The organism is Klebsiella sp. Q2 (genome assembly GCF_009900705.1).
Lineage (GTDB): Bacteria > Pseudomonadota > Gammaproteobacteria > Enterobacterales > Enterobacteriaceae > Klebsiella > Klebsiella quasipneumoniae.
On record NZ_JAAABE010000006.1, the window covers coordinates 52,518 to 68,307 of the forward strand.

Annotated in this window: 10 protein-coding genes; 6 read left to right on the plus strand and 4 right to left on the minus strand. The window is 59.7% G+C overall.

From position 1 onward, the window contains the following. Nucleotides 1-44 precede the first annotated feature (44 nt). Together fhuA and mrcB are read right to left on the minus strand one after the other, a co-directional pair. Entirely contained in the window at nucleotides 45-2,252 is a 2,208-nt protein-coding gene (fhuA, locus tag GT756_RS20855; RefSeq protein ID WP_160125044.1) for a ferrichrome porin FhuA, read from the minus strand. A 234-nt stretch (nucleotides 2,253-2,486) separates the two neighbouring features. Further along, complete coding sequence (gene mrcB, locus GT756_RS20860; RefSeq protein ID WP_023319766.1) at nucleotides 2,487-5,042, minus strand: bifunctional glycosyl transferase/transpeptidase; 2,556 nt, start codon at nucleotides 5,040-5,042, stop codon at nucleotides 2,487-2,489. 587 nt (nucleotides 5,043-5,629) lie between these two features. On the opposite strand from mrcB, the gene gspS reads away from it, so the two are divergent. Further along, nucleotides 5,630-6,004, plus strand: a complete 375-nt coding sequence (gene gspS, locus GT756_RS20865) for a type II secretion system pilot lipoprotein GspS (protein ID WP_023319765.1) — start codon at nucleotides 5,630-5,632, stop codon at nucleotides 6,002-6,004. 39 nt (nucleotides 6,005-6,043) lie between these two features. Here the strand turns inward: gspS and gspB are convergent, their stop codons facing one another. Together gspB and pulA are read right to left on the minus strand one after the other, a co-directional pair. Then, nucleotides 6,044-6,601 carry a type II secretion system assembly factor GspB gene (gene gspB, locus GT756_RS20870; protein ID WP_048294191.1) on the minus strand — a complete coding sequence of 186 codons (558 nt, stop codon included), beginning with the start codon at nucleotides 6,599-6,601 and terminating at the stop codon, nucleotides 6,044-6,046. 60 nt (nucleotides 6,602-6,661) lie between these two features. Continuing rightward, nucleotides 6,662-9,952 (minus strand): pullulanase-type alpha-1,6-glucosidase, encoded by a 3,291-nt coding sequence (gene pulA, locus GT756_RS20875; RefSeq protein WP_048294190.1) that lies wholly within the window; start codon nucleotides 9,950-9,952, stop codon nucleotides 6,662-6,664. Between the two features lie 184 nt (nucleotides 9,953-10,136). Here pulA and GT756_RS20880 point away from each other — a divergent pair, with 184 nt between their 5' ends. From GT756_RS20880 to gspF, 5 genes are read left to right on the plus strand one after another with little or no spacing between them, the layout of a single operon-like run. After that, entirely contained in the window at nucleotides 10,137-10,274 is a 138-nt protein-coding gene (locus tag GT756_RS20880) for a hypothetical protein (RefSeq protein ID WP_032426032.1), read from the plus strand. Continuing rightward, the gene (gene gspC / locus GT756_RS20885; RefSeq protein ID WP_109938368.1) at nucleotides 10,259-11,101 is read left to right on the plus strand and encodes a type II secretion system protein GspC; all 843 of its coding nucleotides are present in this window, start codon (nucleotides 10,259-10,261) and stop codon (nucleotides 11,099-11,101) included. Before GT756_RS20880 ends, gspC begins: the two co-directional genes overlap by 16 nt. A 9-nt stretch (nucleotides 11,102-11,110) precedes the next feature. Continuing rightward, entirely contained in the window at nucleotides 11,111-13,084 is a 1,974-nt protein-coding gene (gene pulD, locus GT756_RS20890; RefSeq protein ID WP_032455571.1) for a GspD family T2SS secretin variant PulD, read from the plus strand. Beyond that, entirely contained in the window at nucleotides 13,081-14,574 is a 1,494-nt protein-coding gene (gspE, locus tag GT756_RS20895; protein ID WP_053810749.1) for a type II secretion system ATPase GspE, read from the plus strand. The genes pulD and gspE overlap by 4 nt, the downstream gene beginning before the upstream one ends. A gap of 1 nt (nucleotide 14,575) precedes the next feature. Then, a complete protein-coding gene (gspF, locus tag GT756_RS20900; RefSeq protein WP_053810750.1) occupies nucleotides 14,576-15,790 on the plus strand; it encodes a type II secretion system inner membrane protein GspF in 1,215 nt (404 codons plus the stop codon).

The following is a 15,790-nucleotide window of genomic DNA, read 5'->3' on the forward strand; positions in this document are numbered from 1 at the left end:
GCGATAACCTGATAAAGGGCGCGGCGAACCGCGCCCGTAGGTGGTTAGAAACGGAAGGTGGCGGTGGCGACGACCTGACGTCCGGCCCCCCAGTAGCAAGCGTATTCGCTGTAGCAACTGGAGACATATTCGCGGTCGAACAGGTTGTTGACGTTGACGCCGACCGACGATCCCGGCAGGCCAAAGCGCGCCAGATCGTATTTCACCGTCGCATCCATCAGCGCATAACCGGCCACACTAAAGGAGTCATTTTTCTTACCGGTGCTGGTGTCATTTTTGTAGTAGCTGACCGTTGAACCGATATAGCGCGCCCCGGCCCCAATCGTCAGACCGCTGAGCGCGGTTTCGTGGAAGGTATAATCCGCCCACAGGGAGGCCATATTACGCGGCACTTCCGCCGGACGTTTGCCGTTGAACACCGTATCGTGAGTGTATTCCGCATCGGTATAGCTGTAGGCTGCGGTCAGGTTGATATTGGCGTTAACTGCCGCTTTCGCCTCCAGCTCAAGGCCGCGGGAGCGGATCTCGCCGGTCTGGATGCTGAACGCCTGGTTAGCCGGATCCGCCGTCAGGTTCTTATCTTTGGTCAGCTGATAGACCGCCGCGGTGACCACCACCGGCATATCTTTCGGCACATATTTCACGCCGGCTTCATACTGCTTACCGCGCGACGGATCGAACGGCTTGCCGCTGCTGCTGGAGCCCGATACCGGTTCAAACGATTCGCTGTAGCTGAAGTACGGAGAGATACCGTTATCTAACAGGTAGTTGATGCCGCCGCGCCAGCTGAACTGCTGGTCGTGGTTCTCCGCCAGGCTGTTGGTGGCGCGGGTTAACGTTGAGGTGGTGGCGTAGTCGTAACGACCGCCCAGGGTCATGACCCACTTATCCCACTCCATCTGATCCTGCGCGTACAGGCCGGTCTGTTCCATCCGGTTGAGCACCGCGTACGGGAAGGTAACCTGAATATTCGGGTTGCCGTACTGCGGATTATTCATGCTGATAGGATCCGCCGTCCCGTAGTCGGCATCCACATCATTACGCATCCGCGAGTAGTCCACGCCGGTCAGCAGCGTATGGCTGACCGCGCCGGTGGCGAAATCAGACTGCAGCTGGGTATCGACGGTAAAGGTGTTCAGGTGCTCGTCGGAGCGCACATAGGCGCGATTCATGTAGCCCGGCGCGACATAGCCATTGCCGTACACCGAGCGATACAGGGTATCGACCTCGGCATAGCGCAGGTTCTGCCGCACGGTAAAGGTGTCATCGAACTGATGGGAGAAGCTGTAGCCCACCATCTTCTGGCGGCGGGAGATTTTATTATCCGCTTCGCCTTCATTGAAATCGGTTGGCAGCTTGTGCGCCTTACCATTGGCGTCGTAATACGGCACCACGGTGCCTTCACGCGGCAGCCAGCCGTAGTAGCCCGCATCCGGGTCATTCTGGAAGTTGCTCAGGAATGTGAAGTCGGTTTTATCGTCCGGACGCCAGCTAAAGGAGGGCGCCACCGCGTAGCGGGTCGATTTCGCCATCTGCTGCTGGGCATCCTGGCTGCGGCCCAGGCCGGTCAGGCGGTAAGACCAGACGCCGGCATCATCAATGGCGTCGCTGAAGTCAAACCCGGTCTGCCACAGATTGTCGGTGCCCATTTTAAACTGCACTTCTTTCAGCGGCTCGGTGGTCGGGCGTTTGCTGACCATGCTGACGATACCGCCCGGGTTGCTGTTGCCGTACAGCACCGAAGTTGGCCCGCGCATCACTTCCACGCGCTCCAGGAAGTAAGGATCCATGGAGACTTCAGAGTAGTTATTCCCCTGCAGCTTCATGCCGTCCAGATACTGGTTGGTGTTGACGGTCGTCGAGGTGGTGAAGCCGCGAATGGTGACCACGTCATAGGTGGTCGAACTGCCGCGGGTGGAGAAGACGCTTGGCGTATAGGAGAGCGCCTCTTTTACCGTCGTCGGCTGGCGCATCTCCATCTCCTGGCGCGTCACCACCGACACAGACTGCGGCGTTTTTTCAATCGGGGTATCGGTTTTCGTCGCCGTAGCGGAGCGTTTCGCCGCGATGGTCGGCGCCGGTCCCCAGGCGCTTTCCTGGGCGGCCGGGGCGGCAACGACGGTAATGGTTTCTTCTTGCTTCGGTTGTTCTGCTGCCTGTGCGTAGACAGACATGCCGCTAACCGCCGTGGCTACTACAGCTGCGACTTTACGCAGCGAGTGGTTTGGCTGAGCAGTTTTTGGACGCGCCATGGGTATATCTCTGATGAAAGTGAATGATAACGTAAACGAGAATTATTATTATGACGGGCGATATAATAGGCGAAACGTCGAAGGCAAGGCAAGCGATATGCCTGTCGCTGCGGGTTGAAGGCTGAATTAATAACCAGATAGTTATTATGGAGTTAAAGAGCCGTTAACTTTTTTACAGGCATAAAAAAACCCCTTAATACTTTCGTCTTAAGGGGTCTGGTCTTAGGGCTTAAATCAGTTACTGCCGAACATATCCTTGATCCAGCCCGCGACGCCGTCGCTCTTCTCCTGCTGCTTCGGCGGCTGTTGCTGCGGTTGTTGTTGCTGCTGAGGCTGCTGCTGCCCGGACTGATTGAACGGGTTGTTCGCTTCCTGCTGCTGCAACTGCTGCTGCTGCATCATCTCGCCCTGGCGGCACAGCGCATCCGGCTGCGTCGTCCACACCGGCAGCGAACGCATCCCGCCGCTGCAGACGAAGTTGCCGTTGCTGTCCACGCCCATGTCGACCACATCTTCCGGCGGCGTCAGCACCAGCGGCGTTGGCGTCTGGTTCGCCAGATAACGCTGATAAATCGACATCGCACCGCTGGCGCCGTACAGTTTGGTTGGCTGGTTATTGTCGCGACCCACCCAGGTGATGGTCACCTGGCTACCGTCGATCCCGGCAAACCAGGTATCGACGTTATTGTTGGTGGTCCCGGTTTTCCCCGCCAGATGGAGGCCCGGATACTTCGCCCCCAGCTGACGCCCCGTCCCGCGCTGCACTACCTGCTGCATGGTCCACAGCGTCATGTAGGCCGCCTGGGCAGGCACCGCGCGCTCCGCCTGCGGGTAGCTCTGATACAGCACCGTGCCATCTTCCGCAATCACTGACCGCAGGGCGGAGAGTGGTGCACGGTTGCCGCCGCTGGCGATGGTCTGGAAGGCCTGGGCCACTTCAATCGGCGTCAGGTTCAGCGCGCCAAGCAGCATCGCCGGCACGGCGTTGAGCTGATTCTTCGGCGCCCCCAGTTTGGTCCAGGTATCGACCACCGCCGGCAAGCCCAGCGCCATCCCGAGGTTAACCGTCGGCACGTTCATCGAACGAGTCAGGGCATCTACCAGCATCACCTGGCCGCTGAAGCGACGATCGTCGTTCTGCGGCGACCAGGTCTGGCCATTGGACAGGCGAATGGTCACTGGCGCATCGGCGATCCACGTATTCAGGCGATACTGATTCGGCTGGCTCAGCGCGGTCAGATAGGTCGCCGGCTTGGCCAGAGAACCAATCGACCGGCGGGCCTGCATCGCGCGGTTGTAGCCGGCGAACTGCGGCTCCGCGCCGCCGACCATCGCCCGCACTTCACCGGTAAAGCGGTCCACCACCACCATGGCAGTTTCCAGATCTGCCAGCTTGCGCTGTTTCTTCAGTACCGGGATCCCTTCAGTAGCCGCTTTTTCCGCGGCATCCTGCGCCACCGAGTCGAAGGTAGTGAAGATCTTCACGCCGGAGAGATCTTTTACTTTATCGCCCAGCTTCGCCTGCAGCTCCTGACGCACCATCTGCATGAACGCCGGCTGTGGTGAAATGACCCCGCCGCGCGGCTGCACGCCCAGCGGACGCGCGCTCAGCATGTCGTACAGCTCCTGGTCGATGACCTGCTGCTGCTGCAGCAGACGCAGCACCAGATTGCGTCGCTCAAGGGCCAGCTTCGGGTTGCGCCACGGGTTATACACCGAGGCCCCTTTCACCATCCCCACCAGCAGCGCCTGCTGGTCGAGGCTCAGCTCTTCCACCGGACGGCCAAAGTAGTACAGGCTGGCCAGCGGGAAGCCGCGAATTTCGTTATCGCCGCTCTGACCGAGGTACACCTCGTTCATGTACAGCTCAAGGATGCGATCCTTGCTGTAGCGGGCGTCGACGATCAGCGCCATGTACGCTTCGTTGGCTTTACGCCAGTAGGAGCGCTCGCTGGAGAGGAACAGGTTTTTCACCAACTGCTGGGTCAGGGTACTTGCCCCTTGCACCGTCCGGCCTGCCGTCAGGTTCGCCAGCACCGCACGGCCGATGGAATAGAGGCTGATGCCATCGTGCTCGTAGAAGTGGCGGTCTTCGGTCGCCAGCAGTGTATCCACCAGCAGGTCAGGGAAGCCGCTGCGCTTCACGAACAGACGCTGCTCGCCGTTCGGCGACTGCAGCATGGTAATAAGCCGCGGATCGAGGCGGAAGAAACCGAACTGGCGGTTGTTATCCATATTCTCGATGGTTTCCAGATGGTCGCCGTCGAAGGTCAGACGCGCGCGCACCTGCCCTTCTTTACTGTCCGGGAAATCGAACGGACGGCGGATCATCTCGATGCTGTTGGCCTGCACCGTGTATTCGCCGGGACGCGTCATCGCGCTAACCTGACGATACTGGGTGGCGTTCAGCAGACGCACCATCTCGTTTTTGCTGATCTGCATGTCCGGCTCAAGGTTCACCATCCGTCCATAGACCGCAGCCGGCAGCTCCCAAACTTTACCGTCGATGCGGCTGCGGATTTTCTGGTCGAGGTAGACGCCATAGGCGGCAATCAGCACCGCGAAGACAATCCCCAGCTTGACCAGCAGCCACAGCCAGCTGCGCTTACGACGAGGCTTGCCACCTTTGCCTTTGGCTTTTCTCGGCACCGGTTTCTCATCCTCATAATCATCGTCATCATACTCGTCGTCGTAGTCCTCTTCCCGGACCCGGCGACGGGTGACTTTCTGTTTTGTCGGACGTGAGGGTCTTCCCTTACGTCCGATAGGCTCGCGGTCATCTCCCGCCATGCTTTTTCTCCGCAACGTTCAGGCGCAAAGGCCTGATTCTCAATACTTCCTCCGTTCAGAGGAAGAAGAAATCTCTCAAATTAACGTTCAGGCTGCTCATCCTCAGGACGACAACCTGCTGGCGGGCAGAACGCGCCGCCCACCTTTCAAAGGGTTGCTTTGCTTCGCTTCACATGATACTAACAATAGAAATTCACCATAAAATCAATGTGTTAAACGCATCACTGGCAGAATAAGTCAGAACATAGCACGTAATGTTCAGGGCATACAGGATAGCACTAAAATGCGACATTCTTAACCAGCATTTTACCTCGTGCTTACGTAACAAGATGGGAAAGAGTATGTTTTTTAATAACATAAAAAATGACGCTCGCCCTGATGCCAAATGCGGCGGCATCGCCTCAGACTGAAAATATATTTCCTGGACGACAGCATTTATTATTGAGAGAAGTAAAGGGGATGAATCGAGTTTCTGCCAATAAAAATGAGAGGCTGTTAACATTTATGTAGAATAATATTTTATGATGACACCAGGGAAATATTTGTTAAACTAGCGGCCAGTGATTCATTATTTTGATTACTCTACTATGCGCATTCCACTTATATTCCCGCTTTGCGTGGTGGCCTTACTCTCTGGCTGCCAACAGAAACCCGCCTCAACGCTCAGTCCGGCCATCAGTAGCCAGGCACAGCTCGAGCAGCTCTCGTCCGTGGCGGCAGGAACGCGCTATCTCAAGAATAAATGTAATCGTAGCGATCTGCCCGCCGATGAAACTATTTATCGGGCGGTGGTGAATGTCGGCAAAGCGCGCGGATGGGGAAATATTGACCCGGCAACGTTAAGTCAAAATAGCGACCGGCTTTACCAACAGCTTTTACAGGACAGCACCCCGGAAGCCACACAGTGCAGTCAATTTAATCGCCAGCTTGCTCCCTTTATTGCCAGCCTACGCGGCGACTAAGCAAAATATCTTCAACGCGCATTGAATTGCGCTTGCTCCTTATTCGCCTTTCGGCTCCTCGTCAATTTTCCCGCCGGGCCAGTCCTCCAGCGCCGCGAGGGTAAAGGTCGTGCCATTGAAGCTAAAGATCGTCACATCCTGCTGGATCTGCTCCACCACCAGATTGGGCAGCGGGGAATCGCCCTCGGTCCACGCTTTGCCGTTTAACACAATGCTGCGCTTTTCCGCTAACGAGGCGTAGACATGGGCGCTGTAGCGCAGAGGCGGCAGCGTATCGCTGTCCACCACCGGCGCGGCGGGCGCGCTGGCTTTTGCCGCCGGTGGCGGCGTCTTTGGCGCGGCCTCTCCGGCAGCGGTTAACGGCAGAAGCGCCGCATGCGCCACCGGCAAGGGCAGCGTTTGCGGCGGTGCCGGGTGACGCCACTGCTCGCCGCCAAACCAGCCGAGCGCGATAAATAATCCGGCGTATAGCGGGATAATCCAGCCAGGGATCTGCACCATCCGGCCGCGGACCACCGGCGCGTCCGCCAGTGTGGTGGGCGACTGATGCGCCACCAGCGGGGGGATCCCTCTTTCACTGTCATCACGAACAATCACAACGGTCTCCTGTTCCCTCATGATAACGAGAAGGCGCCCTTACGGGCGCCCCACGTCACCTTATTTACTGCTCACCGGCAGGCCGGCGCCCTGCGATTCGCCCTGCGGCAATTCGAGGACGGCAACCGACCAGGCCGGCAGCGTGACCGAGCCGTCAGCGGCAACCTGCACGCCGCTGGCCAGCGACCGGTCGCCCGCCGCCTGCTGAATAGCGCTCAGCTGGAGCGATGTGCCGGCGAAATCCTGCAGCGTCCGGCTTTCCGGGGCAGCGTTGATCGCCACCACGATGCCGTCGACGCGGCTGTCCAGGCTGGCGCCAGCCTGGATCCCGTCATCGATGGTCATCACCAGCAGACCAGTCTGCTGATCGGCGCCGGTATTGCGGAAGTCCACGCGCTGCATCACCGTCGCGCCGTCGCCGAGGGTAAACAGCGGCGACGATTTACGCAGCGCGGTCAGCTCCTGATAAAACGCGGTCATCTGCTTGAGCTCGGCTTCGCCCGGGGTGGCCACCCAGTCCTTCACGCGGGCGATGATGTCATAGTTGCTGCCATCATCGCTGCTGCGCGGCATACCGACGTTGTAGTTGTTGTCCTGCAGGGAGTAGTCCACGCGGTTAAACCAGTCGCCGGAATCATACGAGTCGCGGGTAAAGGATTTAGAGCGCAGCAGCTCTGAGCCCTGCTGGTCAAAGGCGATCCCCTGGCCGAGCATCACCGTCGCCAGCGACACCGCCTGCATCCGGACGCGGGTATCGAGATCTGCCTCCTGAGCGGCTTTATAGCTGATCATGTCCCACAGCGTCTGGTTATCGTGTTTTGACACATAGTTCACGACTTCCGTCGGATCAGCCGCGTAGCCGCCTGGCGCGCCGTTATAGTCAATCTCGCTGCCTCTCTTCACCGCGCCGTCTTTGTCGATCAGCACGAAGTCCGCAAGGTTACCGGCCATGCCGAGACGGGTCAGATCGGCGAGGTGACGCGCCTGATCGTCGGTCAGGGTGGTCAGCTCATTCGGCAGGACGCCGGCCCCGCTGCCCACGCCCTGGTTCTGGCGCAATGCATCACCGGAGTCGAACGGCCCGCCGCCGCGCACGGCGTCGCGCAGACGATCGGAGAACGTGCCGATCCCGGTGCCTTTGAGATTGATTTGCGAGGCAATTTCAAAGCGATCGCTCTGGTTGGAATCCCAGCCTTCGCCAAAGAAGTAGATATCCGGGTTCAGCGCTTTAATGCGTTCCCAGGCCGAGAGGATCTGCGCTTTCGGGTGGTAGCCCATCAGGTCGAAGCGGAAGCCATCGATCTTATAATCGGTGGTCCATACCGCCAGTGAATCGGCGATAAGCTTGGCGAACATCCGGTGCTCTGGCGCCGAGTCGGAGCAACAGGTAGCCGATTCCACGCTGCCGGTAGTTTCGTTCAGACGCTGATAGTACCAGGGGACGATCTTATCCAGTACCGAAGTGCGGTCGGTCGGGCCGGCGGCGTTGGTGTGGTTGTACACCACGTCCATAATGACGTTCATTCCCAGATCCTGCTTGATCGCCTGAATCATGGTGCGGAACTCTTTAATGCGCGCCGTGCCTTCCGGATCGGTGGCGTAGGATCCTTCCGGTACCGTGTAGTGGAACGGATCGTAGCCCCAGTTATAGGAGTCGGTCTGCGCCACCAGCGTATTCAACGCCTGCACCTGCGGGTTATCCTTGCTGTCGTTCTGCTTCAGCTGAGTCAGCACCTCTTCAACCGTCGAACCGCTGTCGCAATAGCCCGCGAACTCGCTGCTCTTCACCGCGCTGTTGACCTCGCACAGGCGACTGAACGGCTGCTGAATATCGGCGACTTTGTCGCTGAACTCATTGACCGTCGCCAGATCGAAGACCGGCAGCAGCTCAATATGGGTCACGCCCGAGGCCGACAGCTGTTTCAGATGCTGGACCATATTGCTCTCCTGGGCGGTGAGCGCCAGATACTTGCCGCGCAGCTCCGCAGGAACGGTTTGATCCCAGGCGGAGAGATCGCGAATATGCGATTCGTGGATCGTCATTTTCGCCAGGTCGGCTTTGGTTTTCTGCGCGTGCGGCATCGTCAGCCCGTCCCAGCCTTCCGGCTTCAGCGCGCTGTCGTTCAGATCGACCACCTGGCTGTACTCCGAGTTGGTCGACAAACTATGGGCGTAGGGATCGGTCACTTCGTACTGCTCGACTTTACGCGACTGCGGGTGGTAGACCGTCATCGCGTAGCGGTAGAACGCGCCTTTCAGGTCGCTCCCTCCCTGCCAGGACCAGGCGCCGGAGGCGCTGTCGCGAATCATCGGGTGACTGGCTATCACTTTCTTGTCCGCGCTATAGATCACCAGCTCGACCTGCTGCGCCGTGGGCGCCCAGACGCGGAAGGTCACGCCGCTATCGGTTAGCTGGGCGCCATAGCTCAGCGCCTCGGCGGCGGCGGCATAGGTATCGTCCAGTACGCCGGCGGTCTGCACCTGGGTGGCGGAGCTCAGGATCCCGTCGCTTTCGGCGGATATCGCCACCGTCTCGCCCTGCAGCAATTCATCGACGTTAACGTCATCCGGCAGCTTAAAGGCAGGATAGCTGGCGAGATGCGGGAAGCGCATGCTCACCTGCTGGCTGACGGTGGTGGGGGTCAGCTTGACATATTTATCGGTAAATTCGCCGTTACTGTCGGCAGCCACCTTACTGCTGTGGCTGTAATAGAGGCGCACAATGGGTTTATTTTCCCCGCCCGGCCACAGCAGAGTGGTCTTATCGACCCAGTGCGCATCGGCCAGCGCCACGCCAAAGGCGGCGCGGAAGGCGTCGGCGCGGGAGTCATAGACCGCGCTGTTGCCGGCGATGACCGATACCGTCCGATCGGTGAAATCGCTGAAAGAGACGCGCAGGTCGCTGTCGATAAGCTTATTGGTGCCATCGCGGACGATAACGTTGATACATCCGCTCTCTTTGGTCAACGGGATCACCCAGTAAGGGCCATATTTGTCGCTGCCGGTCGGCGTGGTGCTGACATCATTCCAGTCCGCCACCGGCGCGCTCAGCGCATCGCAGGTTTCGTTATTCCACAGATAGAGGTTTTTGCTGGCATAGTCCGCCGGCGTGCTGCTGGTGATGCCGGCGATATCGACGAGATGAATGACAGCCTGGTTGGCAGAGGCCTGTACCGCTTCGCCAGGGACGGCAACGTCCGGTAAACGGACGACGACATCCTGTGGGTCGGGCGTGCCGGGATTACCTGGGTCGCCAGGTGAGCCAGAGGAAGAGGAGGAAGAGCTGTTATCACAGCCACTCAATAATACTAACGATCCAATAAATAGGGCATGACAGGTATATCTGAGCATTCGATAGTCCCTAATATGCTTATTAAATTATAAAAGGTAAGAAAGGATGAATATCTTTACAGCGCGCTAATTAGATATTTTTGCTTTCCCAGGCGCAATCATCCCCCACAAATGAGAGGGGGGCGTAGGAAGCCGGGGGAGTAAATGAATAAAGGGAATGACGACCGCAAACCGCAAACTGATTATGATTCGCCACGCTTATCGCCACTCTCCGGCAATAATTCATTCAAAAGCCAATAATCACCTACCTGTTTCGGTAGGGTATTACGCCAGCGTGCAGAAAAATAAATTAGCAAAGGAATTAAAATGCCAGTTTCTGTGATGGGGTTAACAAATATAAATAAAGGGATAATTAAATTATTACCCCAAATTGTGACGCTCATCATATTAATAACCGCCATTCCGCAGCTGGCGAAATTAACCTGGCGGGTGGTATTCCCTGTCAGTTCTGAGGATATTTCCGCCCTGCCGTTAACCGCACCTCCGGCAGCGGAACCGGAATTAAAAAACGTGCGGCCCGCATTTACCCTGTTTGGCCTGGCGGCTAAAAACCCCCCCGCGCCAGCGGCGGCCACCAGCCTCAATCAGGTGCCGGTTTCCAGCCTGAAGCTACGTCTGGCCGGGCTGCTCGCCAGCAGCAACCCGGCGCGATCCATCGCGATTATTGAAAAGGGAAATCAGCAGGTTAGCCTTAGCGTCGGCGATACCACCCCGGGGTACGATGCGCAGATCGCTGCCATCCTGCCAGACCGGATCATCGTCAACTATCAGGGGCGCCAGGAGGCCATTTTATTATTTAACGATACCCGCGCGCCGTCGTCATCGCCCGCCGCCGCGCCCCGTCCGCCCCTGATGAAGCGACTCCGCGAGCAGCCGCAAAATATCCTCACGTATTTAACGATTTCGCCGGTACTCAGCGGCGACAAACTGCAGGGCTATCGACTTAACCCTGGCAAAGACCCCTCGCTGTTTCGCCAGGCCGGCCTACAGGAAAATGATTTGGCGATTACCTTAAATGGCATCGATTTACGCGATCAGGAACAAGCGCAACAGGCGCTGCAGAATTTGGCCGACATGACCGAAATAACGCTAACCGTTGAGCGGGAAGGCCAACGACACGATATTGCTTTCGCCCTGGGGGATGAATAATTGCCAACCATGAAACGCCTGCGAAAAATGCTGCCTGCGCTGCTGATATTAACCCCGCTGCTATTTTCCCCGGCCGCCGCGGAGGAATTTTCCGCCAGTTTTAAAGGCACCGATATCCAGGAATTTATCAATACCGTCAGCAAAAACCTGAATAAAACGGTGATTATCGATCCCAGCGTACGCGGCACTATCACCGTGCGCAGTTACGATATGCTCAATGAAGAGCAATATTATCAATTCTTCCTCAGCGTGCTGGATGTATACGGCTTCGCCGTGATTAATATGAATAACGGCGTGCTGAAGGTGGTCCGCGCTAAAGACGCCAAGACCTCGGCCGTTCCGGTCGCCAGCGAGGCCGCGCCGGGCGAAGGCGATGAGGTCGTCACCCGGGTGGTGCCCCTGACCAACGTCGCCGCCCGCGATCTCGCGCCGCTGCTCCGCCAGCTGAACGATAACGCTGGCGCCGGCAGCGTGGTCCATTATGAACCCTCCAACGTCCTGCTGATGACCGGCCGCGCGGCGGTCATCAAACGCCTGCTGACTATTGTCGAACGCGTCGACAACGCCGGGGATCGCAGCGTGGTGACCGTGCCTCTCTCCTGGGCCTCCGCCGCGGAGGTGGTCAAACTGGTTACCGAACTCAATAAAGACACCAGCAAATCGGCGCTGCCGGGATCGATGGTGGCGAACGTGGTGGCCGATGAGCGTACCAACTCGGTGCTGGTGAGCGGCGAGCCAAACTCGCGCCAGCGCATTATCGCCATGATCAAACAGCTCGACCGCCAGCAGGCGGTGCAGGGCAACACCAAAGTGATCTACCTGAAGTACGCCAAAGCCGCCGATCTGGTGGAGGTACTGACCGGGATCAGCAGCTCGTTGCAGAACGATAAGCAAAGCGCCAAACCGGTGGCCGCGATCGATAAAAATATCATTATCAAAGCCCACGGCCAGACCAACGCCCTGATCGTCACCGCCGCGCCGGACGTGATGAACGATCTGGAGCGAGTGATCGCCCAGCTGGATATCCGCCGCCCGCAGGTGCTGGTGGAGGCGATTATCGCCGAAGTGCAGGATGCCGACGGCCTCAATCTCGGTATCCAGTGGGCCAATAAAAACGCCGGCATGACCCAGTTCACCAACAGCGGTTTGCCGATATCCAGCGTCATCGCCGGCGCCAACCAGTACAACAAAGACGGCACCATCAGCAGCTCGCTGGCCAGCGCCCTCGGCTCGTTTAACGGTATCGCCGCCGGTTTCTATCAGGGGAACTGGGCGATGCTGCTGACCGCCCTCTCCAGCAGTACCAAGAACGATATTCTGGCCACCCCCAGCATCGTCACTCTCGACAATATGCAAGCCACCTTCAACGTCGGCCAGGAAGTCCCGGTGTTAACCGGCTCGCAAACCACCTCCGGCGACAACATCTTTAATACCGTCGAGCGCAAAACCGTGGGCATTAAGCTGAAGGTGAAGCCGCAGATTAACGAAGGCGATGCCGTGCTGCTGGAGATTGAGCAGGAAGTATCGAGCGTCGCCGATTCGGCCTCCAGCACCAGCAGCGATCTCGGAGCGACCTTTAATACCCGGACGGTGAATAACGCCGTGCTGGTCGGCAGCGGCGAAACGGTGGTGGTTGGCGGGCTGCTGGATAAAAGCGTCACCGATACCGCCGACAAAGTGCCGCTGCTCGGCGACATCCCGGTGATCGGCGCGCTGTTCCGCTCCGACAGCAAGAAAGTGTCGAAGCGCAACCTGATGCTGTTTATCCGCCCGACCATTATTCGCGACCGCGATGAGTACCGCCAGGCCTCTTCCGGCCAGTACTCCGCCTTCAACGATGCGCAAACCAAACAGCGGGGCAAAGAGAGCAGCGAAGCATCGCTCAGCAACGATCTGTTGCACATCTACCCGCAGCAGGAGACCCAGGCCTTCCGCCAGGTCAGCGCCGCCATTGACGCTTTTAACCTCGGAGGCCGCCTATGACGCCAGCCGCCGAACGCCGTCCGCTGCTGCCCTTCGCCTGGGCCCGCGCGCACCATCTGGTGCTGCTGAGCGACGGCGAACGCTGCGAAGCGCTGTGCCGCGCGGACACCGCCGCCCGGGCGCTGCTGGAAGCGCGCCGCCTGGCGGACGGGCCGATGAGCATCAGCCGTCTGGCGCCGGACGCGTTCGAGAAAGCGCTGGTACTCAGCTATCAGCGCGACTCGGCGGAAGCGCACCGGATGATGGCCGACATCGGCAATGAGCTTGACCTCTATACCCTCGCCGAAGAGCTGCCGGATACCGACGATCTGCTCGACAGCGAGGACGATGCGCCGATTATCCGTCTGATCAACGCCATGCTCACCGAGGCTATCAAAGAGAAAGCCTCCGATATCCATATCGAAACCTATGAGCGCCATCTGCAGATCCGCTTTCGCGTCGACGGCGTGCTGCGGGAAATTCTCCGCCCGCAGCGGCGGCTGGCCGCGCTGTTAATTTCGCGTATCAAGGTGATGGCGAGCCTGGACATTGCGGAAAAACGGGTTCCCCAGGATGGCCGTATGGCGCTGCGCATCGGCGGGCGGGCGATAGACGTGCGCGTCTCCACCCTGCCCTCCAGCCATGGGGAACGCGTGGTGCTGCGCCTGCTGGACAAAAACAGCGTCAACCTGGATCTGCTGACGCTGGGCATGCCCCCCGCCCTGCTCGACCAGGTCGACGCGCTGATCGCCCGGCCACACGGCATCATTCTGGTCACCGGGCCGACCGGATCCGGGAAAAGCACGACGCTCTACGCCGCCCTCAGCCGCCTCGACGCCCGGGAGCGCAACATCATGACCATTGAAGATCCGGTGGAATATGAGCTGGAGGGCATCGGCCAGACCCAGGTCAACGCCAAAGTCGAGATGACCTTCGCCCGCGGCCTGCGCGCCATCCTGCGCCAGGATCCGGACGTGGTGCTGGTGGGCGAAATCCGCGATGGCGAAACCGCCCAGATCGCCGTTCAGGCCTCGCTCACCGGCCACCTGGTGCTGTCGACCCTGCACACCAACAGCGCGCTGGGCGCTATTTCCCGCCTGCAGGATATGGGCGTGGAGCCTTTTTTACTCTCCACGTCGCTGCTGGCGGTGATGTCGCAGCGGCTGGTGCGCCAACTGTGCCCGCACTGTCGTCAGCCCTGGCTGGCGGATGCTGACGCCGCCCGGCAGATGGCGGTCCCGACCGGCACGCCGCTGTGGCGGCCAAAAGGCTGCGCCCGGTGTAATTTCACCGGCTATCGCGGACGCACCGGCATTCACGAGCTGCTGCCGATCGACGACCGCGTCCGCGCCGCCATCCACCGCGGCGAAAATGAGATCACCCTGATCCAGCAGCTGGGGCCGGCCTGGCAGACCCTGCGCCATGCCGGGCGCGATAAAGCGCTGGCGGGGATCACCAGCTGGGAGGAGGTGATGCGGGTCACCGAACAGCAAACGGCGGACAGCGTCTGAGATGGCCCTGTTTCGCTATCAGGCGCTGGACGCGCAGGGCAAAACCCGCCGCGGCGTTCAACAAGCCGACTCCGCCCGCCACGCCCGCCAGCTGCTGCGGGACAAAGGCTGGCTGGCGCTGGAAGTGGCCGCCGCCGACCCGGCGAGCCGGCTTTGGCGCGGCGGGCTCCTTACCCGGCGCACCAGCGCCGGTGATTTAGCCCTGCTCACTCGCCAGCTGGCCACCCTGGTCGCCGCCGGCATTCCGCTGGAGAAAGCGCTCGATGCCGTCGCCCAACAGTGCGAAAAGGCGCCGCTGAGAACGTTAATGGCCGGGGTGCGGAGCAAAGTGCTCGAAGGCCATTCGCTGGCGGAGGCGATGCGCGGCTATCCCGCCTGCTTCGACGGCCTGTTCTGCGCCATGGTGGCGGCTGGCGAAACCTCCGGCCATCTCGACGGCGTGCTGAATCGGCTGGCGGACTATACCGAGCAGCGCCAGCAGCTTCGCGCCCGCCTGCTGCAGGCGATGATCTACCCCATCGTGCTGACGCTGGTCGCCATCAGCGTGATCGCCATTCTGCTCTCCACCGTGGTGCCGAAAGTCGTCGAGCAGTTTGTCCATCTTAAACAGGCTCTGCCCTTCTCTACCCGGCTGCTGATGAGCCTGAGCGACATGGTGCGCAGCGCGGGCCCCTGGCTGGTGCTGCTGTCGTTACTGGCGCTGCTGGGGCTGCGCTATCTGCTGCGCCAGCCTGCCCGGCGGCTCGCCTGGGACCGGGCGCTGCTGCGCCTGCCGGTCATCGGCCGCGTGACGCGCAGCGTCAACAGCGCGCGCTACGCCCGCACCTTAAGCATTCTCAACGCCAGCGCGGTGCCGCTGCTGCTGTCGATGCGCATCAGCGCGGGCGTTCTCAGCAATACCTGGGCGCGCAGCCAGCTGGAGACCGCCAGCGAGTCGGTGCGCGAAGGCGTCAGCCTGCATCGCGCGCTGGAGGCCACGGCGCTGTTTCCGCCGATGATGCGCTACATGATCGCCAGCGGCGAACAGAGCGGTGAGCTGACCGCCATGCTGGAGCGCGCGGCGGAGAACCAGGACCGGGAACTGAGCGCGCAGATCCAGATGTCTCTCAGCCTGTTTGAACCCCTGCTGGTGGTCACCATGGCCGGCATGGTGCTGTTTATCGTGCTGGCCATCCTGCAGCCGATCCTGCAACTGAATACCCTTATGAGTATGTGA

Coding starts and splice junctions, on each gene's coding strand:
- fhuA (WP_160125044.1), bottom strand. CDS start 2,252: ATGGCGCGTCCAAAAACTGCTCAGCCAAACCACTCGCTGCGTAAAGTC.
- mrcB (WP_023319766.1), bottom strand. CDS start 5,042: ATGGCGGGAGATGACCGCGAGCCTATCGGACGTAAGGGAAGACCCTCA.
- gspS (WP_023319765.1), top strand. CDS start 5,630: ATGCGCATTCCACTTATATTCCCGCTTTGCGTGGTGGCCTTACTCTCT.
- pulA (WP_048294190.1), bottom strand. CDS start 9,952: ATGCTCAGATATACCTGTCATGCCCTATTTATTGGATCGTTAGTATTA.
- GT756_RS20880 (WP_032426032.1), top strand. CDS start 10,137: ATGATTCGCCACGCTTATCGCCACTCTCCGGCAATAATTCATTCAAAA.
- gspC (WP_109938368.1), top strand. CDS start 10,259: ATGCCAGTTTCTGTGATGGGGTTAACAAATATAAATAAAGGGATAATT.
- pulD (WP_032455571.1), top strand. CDS start 11,111: ATGAAACGCCTGCGAAAAATGCTGCCTGCGCTGCTGATATTAACCCCG.
- gspE (WP_053810749.1), top strand. CDS start 13,081: ATGACGCCAGCCGCCGAACGCCGTCCGCTGCTGCCCTTCGCCTGGGCC.
- gspF (WP_053810750.1), top strand. CDS start 14,576: ATGGCCCTGTTTCGCTATCAGGCGCTGGACGCGCAGGGCAAAACCCGC.